This window comes from Nonomuraea sp. NPDC050227 (genome assembly GCF_044459705.1).
Classification (GTDB): domain Bacteria; phylum Actinomycetota; class Actinomycetes; order Streptosporangiales; family Streptosporangiaceae; genus Nonomuraea.
Genome location: NZ_JBITJF010000006.1, coordinates 21987 through 46505, shown reverse-complemented (window position 1 = coordinate 46505; position 24519 = coordinate 21987). Strand labels below are relative to the sequence as shown.

The following is a 24519-nucleotide window of genomic DNA, read 5'->3' as shown; positions in this document are numbered from 1 at the left end:
GAGGCCAGGGTGGTGAAGGCACGTAGGTCGACCTCAGGGCTACCGCGCGCCGGCGAGGCCACATCGGGACGCAGCAACCCGCTCGGGGCGTCGACCGGCCGCCGGGCCCGCGTGCGCGCCTGGCCGGCGGCCAACTCCCGTACGCGCACCGCGGCCAGGGAACGCGCCGAGCTGGCGGCCCTCCAGCAGGGCGTGCGCTTTCGGCGCATCTTCGTCGTGCTGGTCGGCGCGGTCGTGGCCGTGTCGGCCCTCGTGGTGCTGCTGGGCACGATCGGGCTGCTCAACGAGACGCGCTCGCGCCCGCTGACCCCGTCCGAGCAGAACCAGTACAAGCAGGAGGAGATCGCCCGGCGCTGGCAGGCGTGGCCGGCCACGGGCGTCTTCCCCGAGGAGGTCAAGTACCTCGGCCTCGACCGCGCCCAGCAGTACGCCAGGCGGGTCGGCATCGCCCCCGAGACCGACTGCGGCAAGGGCGTGGACGCCTCCGTCGCCGGGGTCCTCGACAGCCACGGGTGCGTCACGCTGCTGCGCGCCACGTACGTCGACCAGACCTCCACTTTCGTCATCACCGTCGGCGTGGCCGTGCTGAAGGACGAGGAGTCCAGGGTGTCGGCGGGCGAGCAACTGGGCCAGGACGACCGGGTGGGCGTGCTGCCCGTGGCCTTCCCCGGCACCGTGACCGAACGTTTCGGCACCGAGCAGCGCCAGCGCACCGGCTGGGTGGGCGCCGGGCCGTACATCGTCTTCTCCACCGCCGGGTACGCCGACGGGCGCACCAGGGCCGCCATCCCCCCGGAGGAGATCCTGCACAGCGAGCTCTGGCCGGCGGCCAAGTCGGTCGGCAACCAGATCGCCTACTTCCTGGCGGATCCTCCCAAGGTCCCGCCGTGCACCCAGGGGAACGTGTGCTGACCGCCGTACGGGCGTTCGCCGCCACGTTGCTCGTCCTCCTCGGGCCCACGGCGGCCCCGATCAGGGAGCAGCAGCAATGGGTGCTGGACGCGCTCAACGTCGAGCAGGCGTGGAACGTGACCAAGGGCGAGGGCGTCACGGTCGCCGTCGTGGACAGCGCGGTGGACGCCGGGATCAAGGAGCTGAAGGGCCGCGTCACGACCGGGCCCGACATGAGCTCGGGCGCGGTGGCCCGCGAGGTGCAGCCGGGGCGGCACGGCACCGCCATGGCCGCGCTGATCGCCGGTTCCGGCGCCGGCGACGGGCTGATCGGCGTCGCGCCCGGCGCGCGCATCCTGTCGCTGCCCCTGGCCACCGACGACGAGCCGGCGTTCGACCTGCTGCCCCCCACGGACCTCCAGTCGCCCGAGAGCTCGCTGGCCCGCGCCCTGCGCTACGCCGCCAACCATGGCGCCCAGGTCGTCAGCATGTCGATCGGCTCCTACGGGCCGATCAGGTCCGAGCGTGAGGCGGTGTCGTACGCGCTGAGCAAGGGCGTGGTGCTGGTGGCCGCCGTCGGCAACGACGGCCAGACGCCCTACGCCAAGGAGAAGGGCACCTCGTTCTGGAGTTTCCCGGCCGGCTACTCGGGCGTGATCGGCGTCGGCGCGACCGACAAGCAGGGCAGGAAGGCCACGTTCAGCAGCGACAACCTGTCGGTCCTCGTCGGCGCGCCCGGCGTGCAGGTGCCCGTGGTCAAGCGGCCCAGCGGGTACGAGCTGTCCGACGGCACCAGCTCGGCCGCCGCGCTCGTGGCCGGCGTGGCCGCGCTGGTCAAGTCGCGCTTTCCCGGCCTGCCGCCCGAGCAGGTGGCCCAGGCGCTGGCCTCCAGCGCGCGGGGCCGTCCGGCCGCGGGCTACGACGACAACACCGGGTTCGGCGTGGTGGACGCCGGGGCCGCCCTCAACGCCGCCGAGCGCCTGACCGGTCAGCGGCGCAGCGTGACCGTGCCCGGAAAGGACCACTTCGGCCGGGGCGAGGACTCCCCGGTGCCGACCCGTCCGGGGGCCGATCCGTGGCGGTTGTGGCTGTACGGAGGGGGTGTGCTGGTTGCGCTGGTGACGTTCTGCGGGGCGATCATCGTGCTCAATCAGCGCAAGGAGTGATGAACCGCTCGTACTTCGCCCGCGTGGACGGTAAAGATCCGCTATGGTCGCGCGTCATGGGATACGAGCTGCGGGTGGTGCGCGAGTCGCCACTCGCCTTCGCGGAGCTCGCGAAGGCCATCGCGCCGGCCGGTTTCGAGCTGCGCGGATCTGAGGAGATCGTGGCCGGCCACGACGACGGCCGGCACGCGGTGGCGCGCTGGCAGGGCCAGGTCGTGGGCGAGCCCGGCTCCGACTGGCAGGTGGCCCAGCTCCTGCGGCTGTCGGCCGCGCTCGGCGCCCGCCTGGTGGGCGAGGACGGCGAGATCTACGCGCTGCGCGACGGCGTGATCGAGGTTCTATCCGGCGGGACGGTGATGGAGATCGGCAAGTTCGACGAGATCATCGACGCGGGCCCGGCCGCATGGACCCCCTGAACCCCTTCGCTGAGCGGGTGCTCGACCTGGTCGAACGCATCCCGCCCGGCAAGGTCATGGCCTACGGCGACATCGCCGAATACCTGGGCGAGGGCGGCCCCCGCCAGGTGGGCAAGGTGATGTCCACCTTGGGCGGCGGCGTCCCGTGGTGGCGGGTCGTGCACGCCGACGGCAGCGGCGCCGCCCCCGACCACCTGCGACGATGCCTGGCCCACTGGCGCGAGGAGGGCACCCCGTTGCGCGGCGAACGGGTGGACATGAGGAAGGCGCGCTGGGACGGGCGTTCAGCCGATTTTCAGTAAGGGTCCTGACCTGCGGTTTCGCCGTTGAGGCGATTCTGTGACATGTGACTCCCATTACCATGGGCTGAACACTGACAGGCCCGAAAGGCGGTGCCTCCACGATGGCCACCGGCGTCACAGCCCAGCGCCACAGCGGCGACACGCTCGCCGACCGCCTCAAGGCTGTCCAGGATCTCTGCGATCGTGGCGAGCCTCTTGAGGCGGTCATGCGTGCCGTCGGGCCCGGCGGCCGCGACGCGGCGTTCGACACCGAGGTGCTCAGCGGGCCTCTGGGGTCGCGCATCGACCTCGCGGTCAAGCGCGGCCCGGCCCGGCGCCGCGAGCTGCTCACCCTGATCCGCCCCTACCTGGCCGGCGTGGCCGCGGAGGTCAAGCGCGACCTGCCCGTCGCCCGCCGGGTGATCTGCCACCTGATCGAGCACCGTCCCGACGACGAGCTGGTCGACGGCGAGACGCTGGTCAAGGTCGTCACCGCGGCGGCCGAGCCGTCCAAGCGCATCCGCAAGGGCCTGAGCTGGTACGCCGACCTGCCCTTCCGCGACGAGCTGCCGCCCGACCTCTACCGGCTGCGCCGCGCCGACATGGTGCCGGTGACCCACATCGACGACATCGTGTGGGTCGACGGCAGGCTGCGCGTCACCGGTTTCGCGTACCTGGCCGGGTTGTCGGTCCGCAGCCGCAGGTTCAACTGGGCGACCGTGGTGCTGCGCGGGCCGCGCTGGCTGCCGCCGATCCGCATGCGCACCAAGCGGGTGCTCGCCCCCGAGGCCACCCACGGCGCGCGCGAGCCCGGCTGCAACTACGACTGGTCCGGCTTCACCGCCGAGCTGAGCCCGTGGCCGCTGCGCTGGCGCGGGGCCGTGCGCGGCATGGTGCACGCCGTGCGGCGGCGGTTGCGCCACCGTCCGGGGGTGCCCGACGCGACGACCTGGCGGGCCGAGATCGTCTTCTGGAGCCGTGGCGCGCGGGCGACCGGCCTGCTGCGCGGCTCGGCCATCGGCAGGCCCGAGCGTCCGGCCGGCCTCAAGCTGAAGCCCGGCTGGTGGGTGCGTCCGGTCTGGACGTCCGACCGCGCGCTGCAGGTCGTGCTCCAGCCCAACAGGGCCGAGCTGACCGGCGTGTCCGTCCAGGACGAACGCCTCGAACTCAAGATCTTCCTGCCCGGCCGCAGCGTGACCAAGGGCCACGCCAGGCTGGGCGGCCACCGCATCGCCGCCGACTTCACGCCGTCCGGCGGCGGCACCGAGGTGCTGATCGGGCTCGCCGTGCCCGCGCTGCTCCAGGAGAAGGACGGCCGGCGGCTGTGGGTCGAGCCCAAGGGCGACCCGGCGGCCTCCGTCATGCTCGGCGACCTGGTCGAGACGCGCACTCCGGTGGGCGACCGGGAGATCACCGTGCTCGGCGACCGGCGCGACCGCGTCGTGGTCTCCGCCCACCGCATCCGCCCGGTGATCACCTCCGCCGTCTGGGAGGGCTCCACGCTGGTCCTGCGCGGCGACTACCCCGACGCGCCCGGCCCCCGGGTGCTGACGTTGCGCCACCGGTCGGGGCTGTCGTACTCGCTGCCCATGGAGCGGTCGGGCGACGACTTCTCCGTCCGGGTGACGCCCTCGTCCATGGACCGTTTCGGCGAGTCCGTGCCGCTGGCCTCGGGCACCTGGAACATGTCCTTCCGGCACCCGTCGGGCGAGATCGTGCCGTTCCGGATGGACCACGCCGCCCTGCCGGGGCTCGACGAGGAGCCGCGTACGGTCGACAGCCGGGCGTACCGGATGATCTCCACGCGGTTCGACGTGCCGGTGATCACGGTGGAGGAGGGGCGTCCCAACGACGAGCGGGGCGTGGCCGGCACCCACGTGCTGCGCCGCGTCTTCTACCCGGCCCAGCGCACCGAGCCGCTGCACGACGCGACCGTCTACGTCGTCAACGACGGCCGGCTCTACGCCGACAGCGTGCGCGCCATCTACGAGGAGCGGCTGCGCAGGGGCGACGACCGCGAGCACATCTGGATCGTCAAGGACGCCGCGTTCGTGCCGCCGGGCGGCGCGCGGGCGGTGCGGGCGGGCAGCCGCGAGCACCACGCCGCGCTGGCCCGCTCCAGCCACATCGTCACCAACTCCTTCCTGCCCGCCTGGTTCCGCGCCCGCGAGGATCAGGTCGTGGTGCAGACCTGGCACGGCACCCCGGCCAAGCGCATCGGCAACGACCAGCCGCACATGGCCCGCGACCCCCGTCCGCCGATCTGGTACCGGCAGGCGGCCGAGGTGCGCGGCTGGGACCTGCTGCTGTCGCAGTCGCCGTGGGCCACCACGGTGCTGCGCCGGGCCTTCGGCTACAAGGGCGAGATCCTGGAGAGCGGCCTGCCCAGGAACGACGTGCTCAACTCGCCCGAGCGCGAGGTCAGGGCCGCCGCCGTCCGCGAGCGGCTCGGGCTGGCGGAGGGCAAGCGGGTGGTGCTCTACGCGCCGACCTGGCGCGACTACGACCGCAAGAACGCCATGGTCAAGCTCGACCTGGCCAAGGCCCGCGAGGCCCTGGGCGCCGATCACGAGATCCTGGTACGCGCCCATCCGATGCAGGCCATGCCCGCCGTCCCCGACATCGCCCACGACGTCACGACTTATCCGGACATGGCGGATCTGCTGCTGGTCGCCGACGTCCTCGTGACCGACTACTCCTCGGTCATGTTCGACTTCGCCGCCACCGGCCGGCCCATCGTCTTCTACGGCTACGACCTGGCGAAGTACTCCGCCAAGCGGGGGCTCTACCTCGACCTGGCCGAGCAGGCGCCCGGCCCGGTGCTGCCGACGTCGGCCGAGGTGATCGACGCGCTGCGCTCCATCGACGAGGTGGCCGCCGCGCACGCCGACCGCTACGAGGCCTTCCGGGCCACGTACGCGCCCAAGGACGACGGCAAGGCGACGGCCCGCGTGGTCGACCACCTGTTCTCCTGAGGGCGCGGCCTCAGAGGTCGATCGGCAGGTCCGAGAGCATGAAGGGCTTGCCGGGCTCGTACCCGAGAGGGCGCGGCGCGGCCGGAAGGCGCTCGACGAGCAGGTAGAGCAGCGCCGACAGGGTCGTGGCGCACACGATCTCGCCGGCCTCGACCAGCCGCCGGACGCTCGACAGGTGCACCCACTCGATGCGCTCGGCCTCCCAGGGGTCGCTGGGCGGGCCGATGTGGGTGGCCGTGTCGGCCCGGTAGATGTGATTGAGGCTGTCGGTGAAGCCGTTGGTGGGCTGGACCGACATCAGCGGACGCAGCGGCCCCGGACGCCACCCGGTCTCCTCCTCGACCTCGCGGGCGGCCGCGGCCATCGGCATCTCGCCCTCGTCGACCTGGCCGAGCGGGACCTCCCAGCCCCAGCTGTCGGTGATGAAGCGGTGGCGCCAGATCAGCAACACCCGGTCCTTGTCGTCGGTGACGACCGCGCCCGCGGCCGGCGCGGTGCGGACCAGCCGGTGGTCGAGGTGCCGCCCGTCGGGCAGCTCCACATCCGCGATCCGGATGTCCAGCCACTGGTCGGCGTAGAGCGACGTTTCGGAGTGGACCTGCCAGCGCATGTGACCAACCCCCTAGCAGAGGCGCGGGTATCAACCCAACGTTACAAGAGACAACGCTGCGTGTGTGGGGCAATGTGCGGATCGTCGCATCGCCCCAGGCAGCACCACGCCCACGGCGAAACCGCGGCCTCGGCGTGTCGCACGATATTCGGATATTTGCCTCGATACGGTAGGCGGATCGCGGCGGGAGACCGGGTAAGTCGGCACGATCTGTCCGTGTGGTCTGGTGGAATCTAGTGCTGTGAGTGGTCAGACCTGGCGGTTGGTGCGGCGTGGCAGCGGAGGCCCTGTTGAGCCTCCTGCGCTGGATGAACATCAGCGTGCCGTGGTCGAGCACCGGAGCGGCCCGCTCCTCGTCCTCGCGGGGCCCGGCACGGGCAAGACGACGACGATCGTCGAGAGCGTGGTCGAGCGTATCGAACGGCGCGGGGCCGACCCCGAACGGGTGCTCATCCTCACCTTCAGCCGCAAGGCCGCCGAGGAGCTGCGCCAGCGCGTCACCGGGCGGCTGCGGCGCACCACCCGCTCACCTCTGGCGCTGACCTTCCACTCCTACGCCTACGCGCTCCTGCGCCGCGAGTCCGTGCTGGAGGGCAAGGCGCCGCCGCGCCTGCTGACCGGCCCCGAACAGCTTCTGGAGATCCGCCGGCTGCTCCACGGCGAGCTGGAGAACGGCGCGCTCGACTGGCCGCCGTCCCTGCGCGAGGCGCTCAAGACCCGCGGCTTCGCCGAGGAGGTGCGCGACTTCCTGTCCAGGGCCGCCGAGCGCGGCCTCGACGGCGAGCGGCTGGTCGCGCTCGGCCGGCTGCACGGCAGGAGCGACTGGATCGCCACCGGCCGGTTCTACGAGCGCTACCAGGACCGCTTCGACCTCGACCCCGAGGACACCTACGACTACGCCGAGCTGATCGGGGCCGCCTCGGCGCTGCTGACCAGGCCCGAGGTGCGCGCGCGCGAGCGGGCCGCCCACGACATGGTGTTCGTCGACGAGTACCAGGACACCGACCCGGCCCAGGAGTACCTGCTCGACCAGCTCGCCGGCGACGGGCGCGACCTCGTCGCGGTGGGCGACCCCGACCAGTCGATCTACGGGTTCCGGGGCGCCGACGTCCAGGGGATCATGAAGTTCCCCGAGCGGTTCAGGACGCTCGACGGGCGCGAGGCGCCGGTGGTGGCGCTGCGCGTGTGCCGCAGGAGCGGGGCCGACCTGCTGGAGGCCTCGCGCCGGGTCGCCGCCCGCCTGCCGATCGCCCCGGCCCCCGACCACGACCAGCGGCACGGCCACCGCGACCTGGTCCCGGCGGCCGGCGTCGAGCCCGGCGACGCGCGCGTCCTGCTGGCCGACAGCACCAGCCAGGAGGCCGCGATCGTCGCCGACACGCTGCGACGGGCGCACCTGATCGAGGGGGTGCCCTGGCACCGCATGGCGGTGCTGGTGCGCTCGGCCAAGCGCCAGGTGCCGCTGCTGCGGCGGGCGCTGGTCAACGCCGGGGTGCCGACGATGATCGCCGGGGACGAGGTGCCGATCGCCCAGGAGCCGGGGGTCCGGCCGCTGCTCACGATGCTGCGGGTGGCGCTCGACCCGGCGCAGCTCGACGAGGGGGTGGCCGAGGAGCTGCTGACGGGCCCGCTCGGCGGCACGGACATGATCGGCGTACGCCGCCTGCGCCGGGCGCTCAAGATAGCCGAGAACGAGGCCCTGGCCGCCGAGGAGCCGCCGACCGCGCAGGGACCGGCCGAGGAGAAACCGGCCGCCGAGGAGGACCCGGTCGCGGAGGAGGACCCGGCCCCCGAGGAGGAGCCGATCGCGGAGGAGGAGCCGGCCCCCGAGGAGGAGCCGGTCGCCGGGAAGGCCGGGGCGCGGTCGTCCGGCGAGCTGCTGGTGGCGGCGATCCAGGACGCCCGCGAGCTCACCCGCGTCGAGCCGCACGTCGCCCTCCCCGCCGAACGCGTCGCCAAGCTGCTCGCCGCCGCCCGCGAGGCCGCCGCGCAGGAGGGCACCGCCGAAGACCTCCTGTGGGCCGTGTGGCACGCCAGCGGCCTGGGCCCGCGCTGGACCGAGCAGAGCCTGTCCGGCGGCTCCCGCGGCGCGCAGGCCGACCGCGACCTCGACGCGGTGGTGGCGCTGTTCGACCACGCCGCCAAGTTCGTCGACCGCATGCCCAAGGCGGGCCCCGAGGTGTTCCTCGACAACCTGGCCGCCCAGGAGATCCCGGGCGACACGCTGGCCGACCGCGCCCCCGACGGCGACGCCGTGCGGGTGCTGACGGCCCACCGCTCCAAGGGCCTGGAATGGGACATCGTGGTCGTGGCGGGCGTCCAGGAGGGGGTCTGGCCCGACCTGCGGCTGCGCGGGTCGTTGCTGGGCGCCGACGACCTGGTGGAGGTGGTCGAGGGCGCCGAGCCGAGCGCCGCGTCGCTGGCCTCCAAGCTGCTGGCCGAGGAGCGGCGGCTGTTCTACGTCGCGGCCACGCGGGCCAGGCGGCGGCTGGTGGTCACGGCGGTCGGCGGCGAGGACACCGACGAGCGGCCCTCCCGGTTCCTGTCGGAGCTGATGCCGGGCGCGGTCGAGTCGGCCACGGTCGACGACCGGGCGCGCTGGCTGACCATGTCGGCGCTGGTGGCCGACCTCCGCAGCGCGGTGACCGACCCCACCAAACCGGCCAAGGTCCGGCAGCGCGCCGCGCGGCAGCTCGCCCGCCTGGCCGCCGCCGGGGTCCAGGGCGCCCACCCCAACGACTGGTACGCCCTCACCCCCATCACCGATGACCGCCCGCTGAGCTGGCCGGACGGCATCGTCAACATCTCCCCGTCCGCGGTCGAGAGCTTCACCAAGTGCGGCCTGCGCTGGCTCCTGGAGACGGCGGTCGGCGCCGCGGGCACCAGCACCGCCCAGGGCCTCGGCAACGTCATCCACGCGCTGGCCATGCTGGCCGCCACCGACCTGCCCGGCGAGGACGCCCTGGGCGAGCGGCTCGACCAGGTCTGGAACGAGCTCGACTTCGGCGGCGTCTGGTACAACCGCAAGCAGCGCCAGGTCGCCGAGCAGATGATCGGCAAGTTCCTGCGCTGGCAGAAGGACAACCCGCGCGAGCTGGTCGCCATCGAGGAGTCGTTCGTCGCCACGGTCTCCGAGGGCGTGCAGATCAAGGGCCGGGTCGACCGGGTCGAGCGCGACGACGACGGCCGCGCGGTGATCATCGACCTGAAGACCGGCGGCTCCAAGCCCAAGCCGGGCGAGCTCGACCGGCATCCGCAGCTCGGCGTCTACCAGCTCGCCGCGCTGCTCGGCGCGTTCGCCCGGCACGGCATGACCGAGCCCGGCGGCGCCGCGCTGGTCCAGCTCGGCAAGGCGGCCGGCAAGAACGCCGCCACCGAGCAGCGGCAGGGCGCGCTGGCCGACGACAAGAACCCCGGCTGGGCCGGCGACCTGGTCGACACCGTCGCCACGGGCATGTCGGGCCCGTTCTTCCAGGCCAAGGTGAACGACGGCTGCCGCACGTGCGCGGCGCGGGCGAGCTGCCCGGTCAACGACAACGGGGGCCAGGTGTGCTGAACCCGGTCGAACTGGCCGACAAGCTCGGCATCCTGCCGCCGACGAGCGAGCAGGCCGCGGTCATCGAGGCGCCGCTCGAACCGATGGTCGTCATGGCGGGCGCGGGCTCGGGCAAGAGCGAGACGATGGCCGGGCGGGTGGTCTGGCTGGTGGCCAACGGCCTGGTCAAACCGGAGAACGTGCTGGGGCTGACGTTCACCCGCAAGGCCGCGGCCGAGCTGGCCGTCCGGGTCAGGGAGCGCCTGACCGGGCTCGCCGAGGCGGGCCTGGTCGCGCCCGGCGCGCTCGACAACGAGCCGACCGTCTCCACCTACCATGCCTACGCCGCCCGCCTGGTCACCGACCACGCCCTGCGCGAGGCGCTCGAACCCACCATGCGCCTGGTCACCCCGGCGGTGTCGTGGCAGCTCGCCTCGCGCGTGGTGGCCCTGTACGACGGGCCGATGGACAAGATCGAGCTGGGTCCGCCCTCGGTCACCGCCGCCCTGCTGGAACTCGCCGGCGAGCTGTCGGAGCACCTGCGCGGGCCCGCCGACGTGCGGCGGATGGGGGAGTGGCTGGAGGCCCGGCTGGCCGCGCTGCCCGGCCGCACGACCGTGGCGCAGCGCAAGCCGGTCGGCGTGCACGCGGCCAGGGAGCAGCTGCTGCCGCTGGTGGAGGCGTACGAACGGCTCAAGCGCCGCCGCGAGGTCATCGACTACGGCGACCAGATGTCGCTGGCCGCCCGGATCGCCGCCAACCACAAGGAAGTGGGCGAGATCGAACGGTCCCGCTACTCCGTGGTCCTGCTCGACGAATACCAGGACACCAGCCACGCCCAGCTCGTCCTGCTGCGCTCGCTCTACGGCGGCGGCCATCCGGTCACCGCCGTCGGCGACCCCTGCCAGTCCATCTACGGCTGGCGCGGCGCCTCGGCGGGCAACCTGCGCCGCTTCCCCCGCGACTTCCGCACCGGCGCCGGGGAGGAGGCGCCGGTCCGGCAGCTCAGCGTCAGCTTCCGCAACGGCGACCGGGTGCTCGACGTCGCCGCCCGCGTCCAGCTCCCGCTGCGCATGGAGGCCCGCGAGGTGCCCGTGCTGGTGCCGGGGCCCAACCGGGTCGACCGGGGCCGCGTCACCTGCGCCTTCCACGAGACCGCCGAGGACGAGGCGAAGTGGATCGCCGACGGCGTGGCCCGCATCCTCGGCCAGGAGACCGCCCCCGACGGCCTGCCCTGGGGCGAGAAGGAACGCAAGAAGACGCTCGCCCTCCAGCCCCAGGACGTCGCGATCCTGGCCCGCAAGCGCTCGCAGTTCCCCGCGCTGCGCAAGGCGCTGGAGGACCGCGACATCCCGGTCGAGGTGGTCGGGCTGGGCGGCCTGCTGACCGTGCCCGAGGTCAGCGACATCGTGGCGACCCTGCGCGTGCTCTACGACGCCACCGCCGGCGACGCGCTGGCCAGGCTGCTGGCCGGGCCGCGCTGGCGGGTCGGGCCGGCCGACCTGCGGGTGCTGGGGGAGCACGCCAGGGAGCTGGCCCGCGAGCTGAGCGAGAGCCACCGCGCCGACGACCCGCTCGACCAGGTGGTCGCCGACCTGGCCGAGGAGCGCGGCAGCCTGGTCGACGCGCTCGACGAGCTGCCCGACCGGCCCGAGTGGCTGGAGTCGTTCTCGCCGCTGGCCCGCACCCGGCTGGTCGCGCTCGCCCAGGAGCTGCGCAGCCTGCGCGGCCACACCGCCCAGCCGCTGCCCGACCTGGTCACCGAGATCGAACGCCGGCTCGGCCTGGACATCGAGGTGGCCGCCCGCAGCGGCACGGCCGGAGCGTTCGCCGCGCGGGCCGACCTCGACGCCTTCATCGACGCGGCCGCCAGGTTCGCCGGCGACGCCGAGGACCCGACGCTGGGCGCGTTCCTGGCCTACCTCCAGGCGGCCGAGAGCGAGGAGTTCGGGCTGGAGGCGGGTCGGGTCGGCGAGAGCAACAGCGTCAAGCTGATGACCGTCCACGCGTCCAAGGGGCTGGAGTGGCCGGTCGTGGTCGTGCCCGGCCTGTCGCGGCTCCTCAGCTCGAAGGGCACGATCGCGACGGGCAGCGTGTTCCCGGCCACGCCGGTGATGAACAGCCGCTGGACCGACAACCCGCGCAAGCTGCCCTACCCGCTGCGCGGCGACGCCGCCGACCTGCCCCGGCTGGGCGGGCTGAGCAAGGAGGAGCTGGCCGCGTTCGACGAGCAGTGCCGGGAGCGCGACCTGATGGAGGAGCGGCGGCTGGCCTACGTCGCCGTCACCCGGGCCCACTACCACCTCATCGCCTCCGGCTACCGCTGGGGCAGCGCCACCAAGCCGCTGGAGCCGTCGGAGTTCCTGCTGGAGATCCGCGACACGGCCGACCGGGTGTCCTACTGGGCCGGCGACCTCGCCGAGGGCGCGACGAACCCGCTGCTCGCCGAGCCGGCCGAGGCCGTCTGGCCGGTCACCCCCGAGGGCCTGCGCTACGAGTCGGTGCTCGACGGCGCCCGGCTGGTCGAGGACGCCCTGGCCGGCAACCTGGCCGACGAGGACGACGAGCCGCTGCGCCCGTTCGAGGAGGAACGCCTGCGCGCCTGGGAGCGCGACACCGACCTGCTGCTGCGCGAGCGCGAGCTCAACCGGCGCAGGCCGGCGACCGTCGTCGAGCTGCCGGCCAAGCTGACCGTGTCGTCGCTGGTCACGCTGGCCACCGACCCGGCCGAGCTGGCCCGCAGGATCCGCCGTCCGGTGCCGCGCAAGCCCGCGCCGCTGGCCCGCCGGGGCACGTCGTTCCACAAGTGGCTGGAGAGCCGGTGGGACCAGCAGCGGCTGATCGACGACTTCGACCTCGACCCGCTGGAGGAGCTGGAGGAGGCCGACGTGCGGCTGGCCGAGCTGCAGGAGCGGTTCGAGGAGAGCGAGTGGGCCGACCGGCGGCCGGTCGACCTGGAGGTGCCGTTCGAGACCATGATCGCCGACCGGCTCGTGCGCGGGCGGATGGACGCCGTCTTCGAGCTGCCCGACGGCGGCTACGAGGTGGTCGACTGGAAGACCGGCGTCCCGCCCAGGGGGAAGGCGGCCCGCACGGCCTCGGTGCAGCTGGCCGCGTACCGGCTGGCGTGGTCGCACCTGGCCGGGGTGCCGCTGGAGAAGGTGAGCGCGGCCTTCCACTACGTCCGGGCCAACAGAACCGTGCGGCCGGTCAACCTGCTCGACGCCGACGGGCTGGTCGCGCTCGTCGAGGCGGTCCCGGCGTCAGAGTCCTAGGTAATGGAAGGCGGGGCGGGGGTGCATGAGGAAGTCGTGGTGTGAGATGTTCCAGGCGTAGGCCCCGGCCATGCCGAACACCACCCGGTCGCCTGCCCGCACCGAGGTCACCACGTTCCGGGCGAGGACGTCCTTGGGGGTGCACAGCTGGCCCGTGAACGTCACGGGCTCCCCGGCGACCCCGGGCCCGCCGCCTGTGGGCAGGACCGTGAACGGCTGGTCGTGGCCCTTGGTCACCGGCGTGCGCAGGTGGTGCGTCCCGCCCAGGACGATCGCGTACGCCTGGCCGCGCACCCGCTTCACCTCCACGACCTCGGTGACGTAGTGGCCGCAGTAGGCGGTGAGCGACCTGCCCGGCTCGACCCGCAGCCGCCGCCCGGCCCGCAGCGCGGCCAGGCCCTCGCCGTAGGCCGCCCAGTCGAAGCGTTCGCCCGACGTGTACGACACCGCCATGCCCCCGCCCAGGTTGACCTCCCGATGCCCGGTCTCCAGCAGGGCCCCGGCCAGGCGGAGGAGCTGGGCGGCGGTCAGGCCGCTGGCCAGGTGGGCGTGCAGGCCGCGCAGCCGTACGCGGCCGGTGAACAGCGGCAGGCACTCGGCCAGCCCGGCCTCGTCCATGCCGAAGGGGCCGTCCATCGTGAGCGCGGCCCCCTCGACCGGCAGGTCCGGGTTGACCCGCAGCAGCACGTCGGCCTCCAGCCCGGTCGCGAGCAGGCGGCGCAGCTCGTACGGCGACTCGACGTGCAGGCGGTGGTGCGGCAGCCGCAGCTCGGCGTCGGTCTTGCCGGGCCCGCCGAGCGCCAGCCGCGCGCCCGGGAGCAGCGCGGAGACGTGCGCGTGCTCGCCCGCCGACGACACCTCGAACCCGTCCACGTGCCGGGCCAGCACCCGCAGCAGCTCGGCGTCGGGGTTGGCCTTGACCGCGTAGTACAGCTCGACCTCGCCCAGCGCCGCGCGCACCGACGCCGCGTGCTCGTCGAGCGCGGGCAGGTCGTAGAGGTAGGCGGGCAACGCGGGCAGCCGGGCGGCGGCCTCCAGCACGCCGCTCACGCGAGCGGGCTCGCGCTCCGGCACGCGCTTCGGGCGAGCGGGTTCGCGCTCCGGCGCGCGGTTCACGCCAGCGGGTTCCCGCTTCTGGACGCCGCTCACGCGAGTGGTCCCCCGTTTCTGGACGGCGCTCATGCGAGCGGGTTAGCGATCGGGACGTAACCGGCGCTGCGGTCGGCCGCTCTGGCCCACCGCACGCGCAGGTTCGCCTTGGCGGGCAGCGGCGCCCCGGCCAGCAGGTCACGCAGCGGGAGCGGCTGCCCGAGCTCGGCGGCCTGGCGGGCGAGCAGGTCGCGGGCGGCCCGCCACAACGCGCGCAGCAGCTCGTCGTCGGGGCCCGCCAGGGTGGCGGCGATCTCGGTGAGGTGGTTGACGAACAGGCAGTAGACGACGCGGGCCCAGCCCCGCGCCGGGTCGTGGGTGAGCGCGGCGGCCACGGCCGGATGCAGCCCGTCCAGGTCGTGGCGGCCCGCGACGAGCTTGACGCCCTCCAGGTCGCGGAAGATCGCCTGGACGGGCCGGCCGGCGGCGTCCAGGCCGACGAGCACGTTCTGCAGATGGGCCTCCAGGACGACGCCGTGGCTGACGTACAGGTCCACGACCGGCAGCGCGACCGCCGACACGTACGCCGTCCACCAGGCCAGGGGGTCGGCCGGGGCGGCGTCCAGGGCGAGGGCGGCGGCGAGGACCGGGGTGACGCCGGGGTCGCAGGCCGTCCACGGGCTCGCCCGGACGATCACGCCCAGGCCCTCGCGCTGCCCGAGTGCCGTGCGGTAGCCGGGCTCGGGAAGCCAGCGGACGGCCGGGTGCCGCGCCGCGACCTCGGCGATCAGCGGGGCCAGCCGGGAGGTGAGCTCGACGGCCCCGGCCAGCTCGTACCAGGCGTTCTTGCGCACGCAGTTCGTGATCCGCACGTCCAGGGAGAACTTCAGGCACACCTCGGCGTCCGGCACGTACACGGTCCGCACCGACGAGGTCGGCACCGCGAGCGGCCCCGGCCCGAGATCGACCAGCTCGGAGCCGAGAGCGGGACGCAGCAGGGCGAGCTGCCACGGATGGGCGGGCAGCAGCCGGTGTCCGGCGGGCGCCGGGCCGAGCGCGTCCAGGGCCGTCAGGTCGCCCTCCTCGGCCAGCGCGTCGTCGCGTACCGCGAGCAGCCGCAGCGGGAAGGCGGCGTGCGCCTCGGGGGCGTAGCGCAGCCAGTCCGCGCCGTCGCGGGCCTTGGGGGTGGGGTGGAACGGGTGCCCGTACACGAGCGCCTGCTCCGAGGCCAGCCAGGGATCGGCGGGCGGCTCGGCCTGCGCCCTGGCCGCCAGGATCGCCGCGATGGCGTCCCTGCTGGCGGCCACCTGAGCGGCGAACTCGCCGTTGGGCTCGACGTCGAGGTGCGCCGCTCTCCTGCCTGGGCGCGCATGCTCGTCCTGCCGGTCGGACAGGCCGGCCAGGTCGGGCAGGTCGGCCAGGTCGGTCTCGGTCAGCCGGACCAGCTCGGCGACCGTCAGCGGCTGCCAGGAGCCGCCCTCCAGGCGTTCCGGTGGCCCGTCGAGGCGCAGCGCGGCGCCGCCGTGCGTACGGGCCCGCAGCAGCGTTCCCGCCACCCGCATCAGCACGTACGGCGGCGCCGGCCAGACCAGCCCCCTGGGCCCGGCCACCTCGCGCACGCAGCACCGCAGCAGGGCCGCCAGCGTCGCCTCCTCGGCCGGCGCCCCGATGGCCAGGACGTCCATTCACGCTCTCCTCAGGTAGTTGGGCCCGCTGATGCCGTAGAACTTGTTCACGTCCCGCGCCCCGGACCGTTCCTTGGCCACGAGCGTCCCGGCGGTGACCATCGACTTGCCGGTGAGCCTGGCCGCGTCGAGCGTCCTGGCGCGCAGCAGCCGGGCCATGGGGTGGTCGCCGTGCTCGTCGAGCGCCTCGGCGAGCGTGCCGCGCACCAGGGCCGCCGCCCGCGCCGGTGGCAGCACCGCGAACGCCACCGCCGCGGCGGCCAGGTGCAGCGTGATCGTGACGAACACGTCGGCCAGCGCGTGCGGGTCGTCGGTGAGCATGCGCCCGTCGGAGAAGTCCGGCACGTCGATCCCGGCCGCCGCCAGCCTCGACGGCGAGGCCAGCAGGCCGTCGTTGTCCTTGACCAGCAGCCGCAGGTCGCCGTCCCGCAGGACGAGGGCCAGGTTCTGCTGGTGGGCCTCCAGGGCGACGCCGTACCGGACGAACAGCCGCACGTTCCAGCGCAGCAGCAGGCGCAGGTAGCGGGGCAGGACCTCCGGGCCGAGTTCGTCCAGCACGCCGGGCACCGCCAGCGCCGCGACCGGGACGATCCGCCCCTCCGGCAGCCGCCGGACCATCCACGCCAGGTACTCGTGGCCCGCGTGCGCGTAGGTCTGCTCGTCGGCCAGCAGCACGCCGGGATCGGCGAGCCGGCGCAGCAGCAGCTCGGCCCGCGCGCCGTCGTCCAGGGTGCCCGCCCTGATCGAGCGCCGGTTGCGCACGCCGAGCGTGCTCACCGGCAGCGGCAGCTTGAGGTGGGTGCGCGGCCCCACCTCGACGGTCCGCATGGACAGGGTGGGCCGTACGGTGACCGCCTCCTCGTCCAGCACCCGGACCCCGTCGATCTTCCGCACCTCGCCGACGGCCATCGGGTGCACCGGGAACAGCACACCGCGGCCCGCCGGCCGGGGCACGTCCGCGGGAAGCTCCGTCGCCCTGTGCGGGACGATCGCCGCGTGGGGGACGACCGCCCACCGCAGCGCGAACGAGGGGGCGAACTCCGGCGCGTACGCCAGCAGGTCGCGGTCCGAGGCGCCGATCCTGGCCCGCGAGGTCGGGTAGACGGGATGGTCGGCGAAGGCCGCCAGCGACTCGTACGACGGCCCGCGCCGCAGCACCTCCTCGGCGTGCGCGTCGTGCAGCTCCAGCGCGGACAGGGCGGTCAGGCACTCGTCGAAGAAGGCCGCCACCCCTTCGGCGTCGGCCGCGTCGGACACCTCCACGAGCGTCTCCAGCACCTGCTCCAGCCCCAGCCGCTCGTCCGGCGCCACCACGAAGTCCTGGAACGGCGACCCGGGGACCATCCGGACCCACCGCCCGTCGGCCAGCAGCAGCCCGGCCCCGGACCTGGTCCGGTCGAGCCGGGCGGCCAGCCCGCCGTAGTCCTCGCGGACCAGCGCGTCCAGCACCCGGGCGGCCAGGTACGCCTCCCGCGACCTCACCCGACCACCCACGGCCGGGCCGCCCGGTACCGCTCGACGGCGGCGTCCACGCGGGCCCGGTCCGGTCCCACGGCCCGGATGACGCCCAGGTAATCCCGGTTCGTGTGGGTCAGCTCTACGACGTCCCCGACGGCCCGCAGCGGCCGGTGCCACAGCCGTACGCCGCCGTCCTCGACGTCCTCCTCCGGCGGCCCCTCCTTGACGACGCCCGGCCGGTCGGCGACCACGCTGACCGCGCAGCCGTGCCGGGACGCGGGCGGCGGCTCGGGCGCCGGCTCCCCGAGGTGGGTGCGCAGGATCCACTCGAACAGCGGCACGCCCAGCACGTCGGCCAGCAGGAAGTCGCAGTGGTCGCCGATCGCCCGGTAGTTCACCTCGACGATCCGCGGCCCGGCGGGCGTCAGGACGTACTCGGTGTGGCAGGCGCCGAAGCCCACCCCGAGGGCCCGCAGCGCGGCCAGCACGTGGGCGTCGGCGGCGGGCGCCCAGTCGAGCCGCTCCTCCACGAAGTGCGGCAGCGGGCCCAGCGTGGTCGCGAAGCCGCCCAGCACGCGCGTCGCGGAGCCGTCCCCGAGGGTCTCCAGGGTCCGCAGCGGTCCTTCGAGGTACTCCTCCACGACCAGCGTCTCGCCCGGACGCCGCCGCCTGGCCGCGGCCACGGCGCGCGGGAGGTCGTCCTCGACCAGCACGACGTCCTCGCTGGCCACCCCCTCGCGGGGTTTCAGCACCACGGGCCGGGGCAGGCGCTCGGGCACCGGATCGGCGGGCGCGAGCCGCAGCGAACGCACCGTCTCGATGCCGGCCGCCGCGAGCCCGCGTCGCATCAGGAGCTTGTTCTTGGCGGCCAGACAGGCCCGCCAGTCCTTGCCCGGAAGTCCGAAGTACGACGCCGCGAGGGCGGTCTCCGCCTGAAGGTGGTCGGAGTTGGAGAAGATCGCGTCGGGCCTGCCCAGGTGCTCGACCGCGTCGATCAGGGCGCGCGGGTCGCGTACGTCGCACCGCACCGAGCCGGGGTGCCGCTCCGGCCGGTCGGTCAGGACGGTCACCTCGCACCCGAGGGCCCGCGCCGCGGGCAGGAAGCCGTACGTCACCGAGTCCGTCGGCTTGAGCGCGGTCAGGTAGAGCCGCAACGCGAAGGCACCCCCCGCAGGAATCAGGTAAGGCTAACCTAACTCGATGATCTTAGCCTGAGACTGGTCGCTCCGGGGCCCGCACACCCTAATCGGCGCCTAACTGCGAGGTCATAGGATGACAAGCGACTTGGGGAGGGGCGGCCAGTGGAAAAGACCGCGGAAGAACAACTCATCGGCCCACTGCTCCTGGCACGGGGGACCATCGACAGATCGTCGGCGCTGCGTGCCGACGACAGATGGCTGGAGAAGGCGTGGGCCGACCCCGAGACCAGGGTGCTGGTGATCGACAACGGCCACACTCTCGTGCGGCGGGCCGGCGACGAGGTGCACGCGGTGCTCTACACCTCCGCGCAGGCGCCGCAGGGCGAGCGTTACCTGCTCGGCGTCGAGGGCGGCACCGCCTACTTCGCGGTGGCCGCGCCGCTGCCCGGCAAACCGGCCGGCGACCTCAACGGCCGGGTGACGATGCCAATGAGCCTGAACGACACGCCTGAAGGCCATCCGGTTCCGGCGGGTCTGCGCCAGGTCGGCGGGCTGCTCGGCGACCGCGACGCGGGCCTGCTGGTCCACGCGGTGGCGCTGGAGGCCTGGCACGCCACCCACCAGTTCTGCCCGCGCTGCGGCGCCCGTACGACGGTGCAGGCCGGCGGCCACGTCCGGGTGTGCCCGAAGGACGCCAGCCAGCACTTCCCACGCGTCGACCCGGCGGTCATCATGCTGATCAGGGACGAGGACGACCGCTGCCTGCTGGCCCGCGGCCCCCAGTGGCCCGAGGGGCGCCTGTCGATCCTGGCGGGCTTCGTGGAACCGGGCGAGTCCCTGGAGTACGCGGTGGTCCGCGAGGTCGCAGAAGAGGTCGGCGTCCACGTCGTCAACCCGCGCTACCTGGGCAGCCAGCCCTGGCCGTTCCCGCGCAGCCTCATGCTCGGCTTCTTCGCCGACGCCACCACGACCGCGCTGACCCCCGACGCCGACGAGATCGCCGAGGCGCGCTGGTTCACCCGCGACGAGCTGGTGGCCTCGCTCCGGTCGGGCGAGGTGCGCCTGCCGCCCCCGGTGTCGATAGCCCGCCGCCTGATCGAGACGTGGTACGGCGGCGAGCTCGTCGGCGACTGGTGACCTGCCGAGCGGAGCCGGGGAGTCCGAAGCAGGGCTCCCCCTTCCGCGTCCTGGCCTAGGAGTCGAGCAGGCGCTTGACCTCGATGACGCTGGGGTTGGTCCTGACGTGCTCCACCCCTGAACGGGAAACCGCCACGACCGTCGGAACGGTCTGGTTGCCGTTGTTGACGCTCATGACGAATTCGGCGGCGGCCGGGTCGCGCTCGATGTCGACCTCCTTGAACGCGATGCCTTCGCGGGCGAGCTGAGACTTCAGCCGCTTGCAGGGGCCGCACCAGGTAGTGCTGTAGACCGTGAGCGCCATGTCGGGTTGTCCCTCCAAGGTCAGGAAAATCAGGCGCTCGGTGCAACAACGCGGAGGCGCCCGCTTAATCCCTACCCGGGGCCCTCTAGCCGATGCGCTCGGCGATCCAGGCCTGCACCCGCTCGGCCACGCCCGGCTCCCGGTACAGGGGAGCGCTGTGGTTGGTGCCCGGCGCCGTCATGATCGTCATCGGCACGCCCACCTGGCCGAGCATCTGCTTGAGCAGCTGGCTCTGCGTCGGCGGCACGAACTCGTCCTCGGAGTGCACCGTGAGCACCGGGGCGTCCTTGGCGCTGGCGTGCCAGGCCACCTCCATGCTCGCCCAGACGCGCGAGCACTTGCCCTTGGGCTCGCAGCCGCCGGCCAGCCGGATCGCGGCCTCGCGCAGCTTGCGCTTGTCGTGGTCGGCGGTCTTCTCGCCGTCGGCGTACGCGCGCAGCGGCGAGATGATCGGCGACAGCCCGACCACGCCCTTCAGCCCCGCGATGCCGTTGCCGTACGTGCCGACCGAGGCGGCGATGTGCCCGCCCGCCGAGAAGCCGACGACGACGTACTTGCTGGCGTCGAAGGCCCAGCGGTCGGCGTGCTTGCGCGCCAGGGCGATGGCGGCCAGCGCGTCGGTGCGCTGCGCCGGCCAGGCGGCCTCGCCGGAGAGGCGGTAGTTCAGGTTGAAGACCGTGTACCCGAGGTCGGCGTAGCTACGGGTGATCTCCTTCATGTACTTCTTGTCGCCGCCGGACCACCAGCCGCCGTGGATCAGGAAGACGCCGGGACGCTTCTGGCCGTCGGGCGTCCACCACACGTCCATGTCCTGGTTGCGCTGGCGGCCGTAGGAAAGGGTCTCCGTGGCCAGCCCGCCGAGGCCGTCGGGGTCTGTGGGATTGGTCACCACGGGGACCGGCGGCTCGGCCGCGAACGCGACGGCAGGTGTGAGCGCCACGGCAGCGAGCACCAGCGCGCCCGCGAAAACCGCTGTTCGCACGGCCTTCCTTTCCCCCATGCGGCATGGTCGGCCCCATTGTGGGGGAAGCAACCATTCCTTTGCATCTCGGTGACTATGAACATACGTCGGGCCGCATGTTGCCAGAATAAAGTGCTTCGGCGCCACTTGCGGGGAGGAAGATCGGGTGAACAGCGTGGATGACGTCCTCAGCGGCCTCGACCCGGAACAGCGGGAGGTCGCCGAGGCGGTGCGCGGCCCGGTGTGCGTGCTCGCCGGCGCCGGCACCGGCAAGACCAGGGCGATCACCCATCGCATCGCCCACGCCGTGCGCAGCGGGGTGGTCGACGCGCCCAGCGTGCTCGCGGTGACGTTCACCACCCGGGCGGCGGGGGAGTTGCGGCAGCGGCTGCGGGCGCTGGGGGCGCCGGGCGTCCAGGCCCGTACGTTCCACGCGGCCGCCCTGCGCCAGCTCACCTACTTCTGGCCGCGGGTGATCGGCGGCGAGGCCCCTTCGGTCATCGAGTCGAAGTTGCCGGTGCTGGTCGAAGCCTGCCGCCAGATCCGGAAAAATCCCGACCGGTCCGAGTTGCGGGACATCGCGGCCGAGGTCGAATGGGCCAAGGTCTCCCAGATCGGCCCCGAAGACTACGTGGCCGCCGCCGCCAAGCACCACCGCACGCCGCCCGGCTCGCCGGAGGAGGTGGCCCGGCTCTACGAGTCGTACGAGCGCATCCGCCGCGAACGCCACCTGGTCGACTTCGAGACCATCCTCGAACTGACCGCGGCCGTGATGACCGAGCACCAGGAGGTCGCGGCCCAGATCCGCCAGCAGTACCGCTACTTCGTCGTGGACGAGTTCCAGGACGTCAACCCGCTCCAGAAACTCCTGCTCGACACCTGGCTCGGCGGCCGGGACGACATCTGCGTGGTCGGCGACCCCAACCAGACCATCTATTCGTTCACCGGCGCCAGCCCCCGCTACCTCACCAACTTCGCCGTCGAGCACCCGAAGGCCGCCGTCATCAGGCTGGTCCGGGACTACCGTTCCACCCCGCAGGTCGTGAACCTGGCCAACCTGGTCATCGCCAAGTCCAAGACCCCCAACCGCCTCGAACTCATCGCCCAGCGCCCCGACGGCCCCAAACCGGTCTTCTCCGACTACGACGACGAGCCCGCCGAGGCCGCCGGCGTCGCGCGGGCCATCAGGAAGCTGCTGGACAAGGGGGTGCCCTCGCGCGAGATCGCCGTGCTGTTCCGGGTCAACTCCCAGTCGGAGTCCTACGAGGAGGCCCTGTCCAAGGCCGAGATCCCGTACGTGCTGCGCGGCGCCGAGCGCTTCTTCGAGCGTCCCGAGGTGCGGCAGGCGGTCGTGCTGCTGCGCGGCGCCGCGCGGTCGGCCGCGGGCGAGCCGCTGGCCTCGGAGGTGCACCACATCCTGACCGGGGTCGGACTGACCCCCTCACCGCCCGGCGGCGGCAAGGCCAGGGAGAAGTGGGAGTCGCTGAAGGCGCTGGCCGACCTGGCCGAGGACATGGCCGCCGAGGGCGCCGACCTGCCCGCGTACGTCGCCGAGCTGGAACGCCGCGCCTCCGAGCAGCACGCGCCGCCGGTGGAGGGCGTCACGCTCGCCTCGCTGCACGCCGCCAAGGGCCTGGAGTGGGACGCGGTCTTCCTGGTCGGCGTCACCGACGGCATGCTGCCGATCATCTACGCCGAGACCCCCGAGCAGATCGAGGAGGAGCGGCGGCTGCTCTACGTCGGCGTCACCCGCGCCCGCGAGCACCTGTCGCTCTCCTGGGCGCTGGCCCGCGCGCCCGGCGGGCGCAAGAGCCGCCGTCCCTCGCGCTTCCTCGACGGGCTCACCGGCCGCGCCTCCACACCGCCCCGCATGACCACCCCGGCGAGCGAACGTCGCACGGTCGCCGCGCCGGTGAGCTGCCGGGTGTGCGCCAAGACGCTGGTGGCCGCGGCCGAGCAGAAGCTCGGCCGCTGCGCGACCTGTCCCGCCGACTACGACGAGGCCCTGCTCGAACGCCTCAAGGTCTGGCGCACGGCCACCGCCAAGGAGGCCAAGATCCCGCCGTACGTCGTCTTCACCGACGTCACCCTCCAGGCCATCGCCGAACGCGCGCCGGCCACCGAGCAGGAGCTGCTGTCGATCGCCGGCATCGGCCGGGTCAAGGTCGACCGCTACGGCGAGGCCGTCCTTGCCCTGTGCCGCGGGTGACATCCCTCACGTACGGCCGGCCCCCTCGCGCGTGAGTCCCTTCCCCACCGGGCGAAACGGCGGGACGGGAGCATTCCGGCAAGGCAGGGCGGGTTTGGGGGAACAGGCGTGGCACGTCAGACTTGTCCATGGAAGGTTCGTCTGTGAGGGGGCCCTGTGAACGAGGCGCTGAAGGAGCTGCTCGACCTGCTCGACCTTGAGCAGATCGAGCTTGACATCTTCCGGGGCAGAAGCCCGGAGGAGCGCATCCAGCGCGTCTTCGGCGGCCAGGTGGCCGCGCAGGCCCTCGTGGCGGCCGGCCGCACCGTCCCCAAGGACCGGCACGTCCACTCGCTGCACGCCTACTTCATCAGGCCGGGCGACCCGTCCATCCCCATCGTCTACAACGTCGAACGCCTGCGCGACGGCCGGTCGTTCACCACCCGCCGGATCGTCGCCGTCCAGCACGGCAAGGCGATCTTCACGATGTCGGCCTCGTTCCACATCTTCGAGGAGGGCGTGGAGCACCAGGCGTCGGTGGCGCCCGTCGTGCCCGCCCCCGAGACGCTGCCGACGTTCCAGGACAGGATGTCGGAGGTGCTGGGCGACCACCCCGAGCTGCGGGAATGGCTCTCGCGCCCGCGCCCCGTGGACGCCCGCTACGTCTCGCCCCTGACGTGGGAGGCGCACCTCAACCCCGAGCTGCGCAGCGCCCAGACCAACGTGTGGTTCCGCTACGACGCCGACCTGCCCGACGACCCGCTGCTGCACGTCGTGCTGGCCGCGTACGCCTCGGACTTCACGCTCGTGGACACGATCCTGCTGGCCCACGGCATGGCCTGGGGAGCCTCGAACGTGATCGGCGCGTCCTTGGACCACGCGATGTGGTTCCACCGCCCGTTCCGCGCCGACGACTGGCTCCTGTACGCCCAGGAGGCCCCCTGGTCGGCGGGGGCCCGTGGGCTCGCGCGCGGCGAGATGTTCACCGCGTCCGGCGAGCTCGTGGTCTCCGTCGTCCAGGAGGCCATGATCCGCGTGGCGAAGTAGTCGGTTCGCAGCACGTTGTGACACCGTGGTTGTGTCACAAAATCGCAGGTAGAAAATATGTTGCCCCTTCCCGGCTTCCCGGTTTAGGGTCATGGACAAGCGAGTCGGACACTCCTGTTTCCGACGATCTGATGAGTGGAGGTGAGCCCCGGTGATGAGCATCCAGATGTCGGCCACGCAGTGGCTCGCTTCCGCGTGCCGTGACTCGGTGAGGCTCGCCGATGGGCCGGCCAAGCTGCGGCAGGAGAAGTCTGCCCGTAGCCAGGCCCCCGCCGTTCGTGCGAGGGCTCACGCGGGTGTCGCCGCTCCGCAAGGCGTTCCTGTCTATGGCGCAGGTATCGCTGCCCCGACCAACCAGCTCA

The 24519-nt window shown here is 73.2% G+C and carries 17 protein-coding genes; 10 read left to right on the top strand and 7 right to left on the bottom strand.

The window, feature by feature from the left end:
- Positions 1 to 12 precede the first annotated feature (12 nt).
- From ACIBK9_RS23685 to ACIBK9_RS23665, 5 genes are all read left to right on the top strand, one after another.
- Positions 13 to 912, top strand: coding sequence for a hypothetical protein (locus ACIBK9_RS23685; protein ID WP_397161133.1), 900 nt, complete (start codon positions 13 to 15; stop codon positions 910 to 912).
- Positions 888 to 2057, top strand: a complete 1170-nt coding sequence (locus ACIBK9_RS23680) for a S8 family serine peptidase (protein WP_397161131.1) — start codon at positions 888 to 890, stop codon at positions 2055 to 2057. The genes ACIBK9_RS23685 and ACIBK9_RS23680 overlap by 25 nt, the downstream gene beginning before the upstream one ends.
- A gap of 56 nt (positions 2058 to 2113) precedes the next feature.
- Positions 2114 to 2473: a hypothetical protein gene (locus ACIBK9_RS23675; protein WP_397161129.1), complete on the top strand. Its 360-nt coding sequence runs from the start codon at positions 2114 to 2116 to the stop codon at positions 2471 to 2473.
- Positions 2461 to 2775 carry an MGMT family protein gene (locus ACIBK9_RS23670; protein ID WP_352352833.1) on the top strand — a complete coding sequence of 105 codons (315 nt, stop codon included), beginning with the start codon at positions 2461 to 2463 and terminating at the stop codon, positions 2773 to 2775. The genes ACIBK9_RS23675 and ACIBK9_RS23670 overlap by 13 nt, the downstream gene beginning before the upstream one ends.
- A 101-nt stretch (positions 2776 to 2876) precedes the next feature.
- Positions 2877 to 5729: a CDP-glycerol glycerophosphotransferase family protein gene (locus ACIBK9_RS23665; protein ID WP_397161126.1), complete on the top strand. Its 2853-nt coding sequence runs from the start codon at positions 2877 to 2879 to the stop codon at positions 5727 to 5729.
- 10 nt (positions 5730 to 5739) lie between these two features.
- Here ACIBK9_RS23665 and ACIBK9_RS23660 read toward each other — a convergent pair whose 3' ends face one another.
- On the bottom strand, positions 5740 to 6339 hold the full coding sequence (locus tag ACIBK9_RS23660; RefSeq protein WP_358294344.1) for an NUDIX hydrolase: 600 nt from the start codon (positions 6337 to 6339) through the stop codon (positions 5740 to 5742).
- A 265-nt stretch (positions 6340 to 6604) separates the two neighbouring features.
- Here ACIBK9_RS23660 and ACIBK9_RS23655 point away from each other — a divergent pair, with 265 nt between their 5' ends.
- Positions 6605 to 9895, top strand: coding sequence for an ATP-dependent helicase (locus tag ACIBK9_RS23655; protein ID WP_397161702.1), 3291 nt, complete (start codon positions 6605 to 6607; stop codon positions 9893 to 9895).
- Entirely contained in the window at positions 9889 to 13149 is a 3261-nt protein-coding gene (locus ACIBK9_RS23650; RefSeq protein WP_397161124.1) for an ATP-dependent helicase, read from the top strand. The genes ACIBK9_RS23655 and ACIBK9_RS23650 overlap by 7 nt, the downstream gene beginning before the upstream one ends.
- Here the strand turns inward: ACIBK9_RS23650 and ACIBK9_RS23645 are convergent.
- The 4 genes from ACIBK9_RS23645 to ACIBK9_RS23630 all read right to left on the bottom strand — a co-directional run bounded on the left by ACIBK9_RS23645 (position 13138) and on the right by ACIBK9_RS23630 (position 18535).
- Entirely contained in the window at positions 13138 to 14265 is a 1128-nt protein-coding gene (locus ACIBK9_RS23645) for a type III PLP-dependent enzyme (protein ID WP_397161122.1), read from the bottom strand. The genes ACIBK9_RS23650 and ACIBK9_RS23645 overlap by 12 nt on opposite strands.
- Positions 14266 to 14327: 62 nt before the next feature.
- Entirely contained in the window at positions 14328 to 15923 is a 1596-nt protein-coding gene (locus ACIBK9_RS23640) for an IucA/IucC family protein (protein ID WP_397161120.1), read from the bottom strand.
- Entirely contained in the window at positions 15924 to 17405 is a 1482-nt protein-coding gene (locus ACIBK9_RS23635; protein WP_397161118.1) for an IucA/IucC family protein, read from the bottom strand.
- On the bottom strand, positions 17402 to 18535 hold the full coding sequence (locus ACIBK9_RS23630) for a siderophore biosynthesis protein (RefSeq protein ID WP_397161116.1): 1134 nt from the start codon (positions 18533 to 18535) through the stop codon (positions 17402 to 17404). Before ACIBK9_RS23630 ends, ACIBK9_RS23635 begins: the two co-directional genes overlap by 4 nt.
- Before the next feature lie 147 nt (positions 18536 to 18682).
- Between ACIBK9_RS23630 and nudC the strand changes: the two genes are divergently transcribed.
- Positions 18683 to 19657: an NAD(+) diphosphatase gene (gene nudC / locus ACIBK9_RS23625; RefSeq protein WP_397161114.1), complete on the top strand. Its 975-nt coding sequence runs from the start codon at positions 18683 to 18685 to the stop codon at positions 19655 to 19657.
- Between the two features lie 55 nt (positions 19658 to 19712).
- On the opposite strand, the gene ACIBK9_RS23620 is transcribed toward nudC, so the two are convergent.
- Both ACIBK9_RS23620 and ACIBK9_RS23615 read right to left on the bottom strand, forming a co-directional pair.
- Positions 19713 to 19961 carry a glutaredoxin domain-containing protein gene (locus ACIBK9_RS23620; protein ID WP_358294331.1) on the bottom strand — a complete coding sequence of 83 codons (249 nt, stop codon included), beginning with the start codon at positions 19959 to 19961 and terminating at the stop codon, positions 19713 to 19715.
- 85 nt (positions 19962 to 20046) lie between these two features.
- Complete coding sequence (locus tag ACIBK9_RS23615; RefSeq protein WP_358294329.1) at positions 20047 to 20943, bottom strand: alpha/beta hydrolase; 897 nt, start codon at positions 20941 to 20943, stop codon at positions 20047 to 20049.
- A gap of 154 nt (positions 20944 to 21097) precedes the next feature.
- Here ACIBK9_RS23615 and ACIBK9_RS23610 point away from each other — a divergent pair, with 154 nt between their 5' ends.
- The gene (locus tag ACIBK9_RS23610; RefSeq protein ID WP_397161701.1) at positions 21098 to 23131 is read left to right on the top strand and encodes an ATP-dependent DNA helicase UvrD2; all 2034 of its coding nucleotides are present in this window, start codon (positions 21098 to 21100) and stop codon (positions 23129 to 23131) included.
- Positions 23132 to 23287: 156 nt separating this feature from the next.
- A complete protein-coding gene (locus ACIBK9_RS23605; protein WP_352352821.1) occupies positions 23288 to 24157 on the top strand; it encodes an acyl-CoA thioesterase II in 870 nt (289 codons plus the stop codon).
- Positions 24158 to 24519: the final 362 nt, after the last annotated feature.

Coding starts and splice junctions, on each gene's coding strand:
- ACIBK9_RS23640 (WP_397161120.1), bottom strand. CDS start 15,923: ATGGACGTCCTGGCCATCGGGGCGCCGGCCGAGGAGGCGACGCTGGCG.
- ACIBK9_RS23665 (WP_397161126.1), top strand. CDS start 2,877: ATGGCCACCGGCGTCACAGCCCAGCGCCACAGCGGCGACACGCTCGCC.
- ACIBK9_RS23670 (WP_352352833.1), top strand. CDS start 2,461: ATGGACCCCCTGAACCCCTTCGCTGAGCGGGTGCTCGACCTGGTCGAA.
- ACIBK9_RS23660 (WP_358294344.1), bottom strand. CDS start 6,339: ATGCGCTGGCAGGTCCACTCCGAAACGTCGCTCTACGCCGACCAGTGG.
- ACIBK9_RS23620 (WP_358294331.1), bottom strand. CDS start 19,961: ATGGCGCTCACGGTCTACAGCACTACCTGGTGCGGCCCCTGCAAGCGG.
- ACIBK9_RS23675 (WP_397161129.1), top strand. CDS start 2,114: ATGGGATACGAGCTGCGGGTGGTGCGCGAGTCGCCACTCGCCTTCGCG.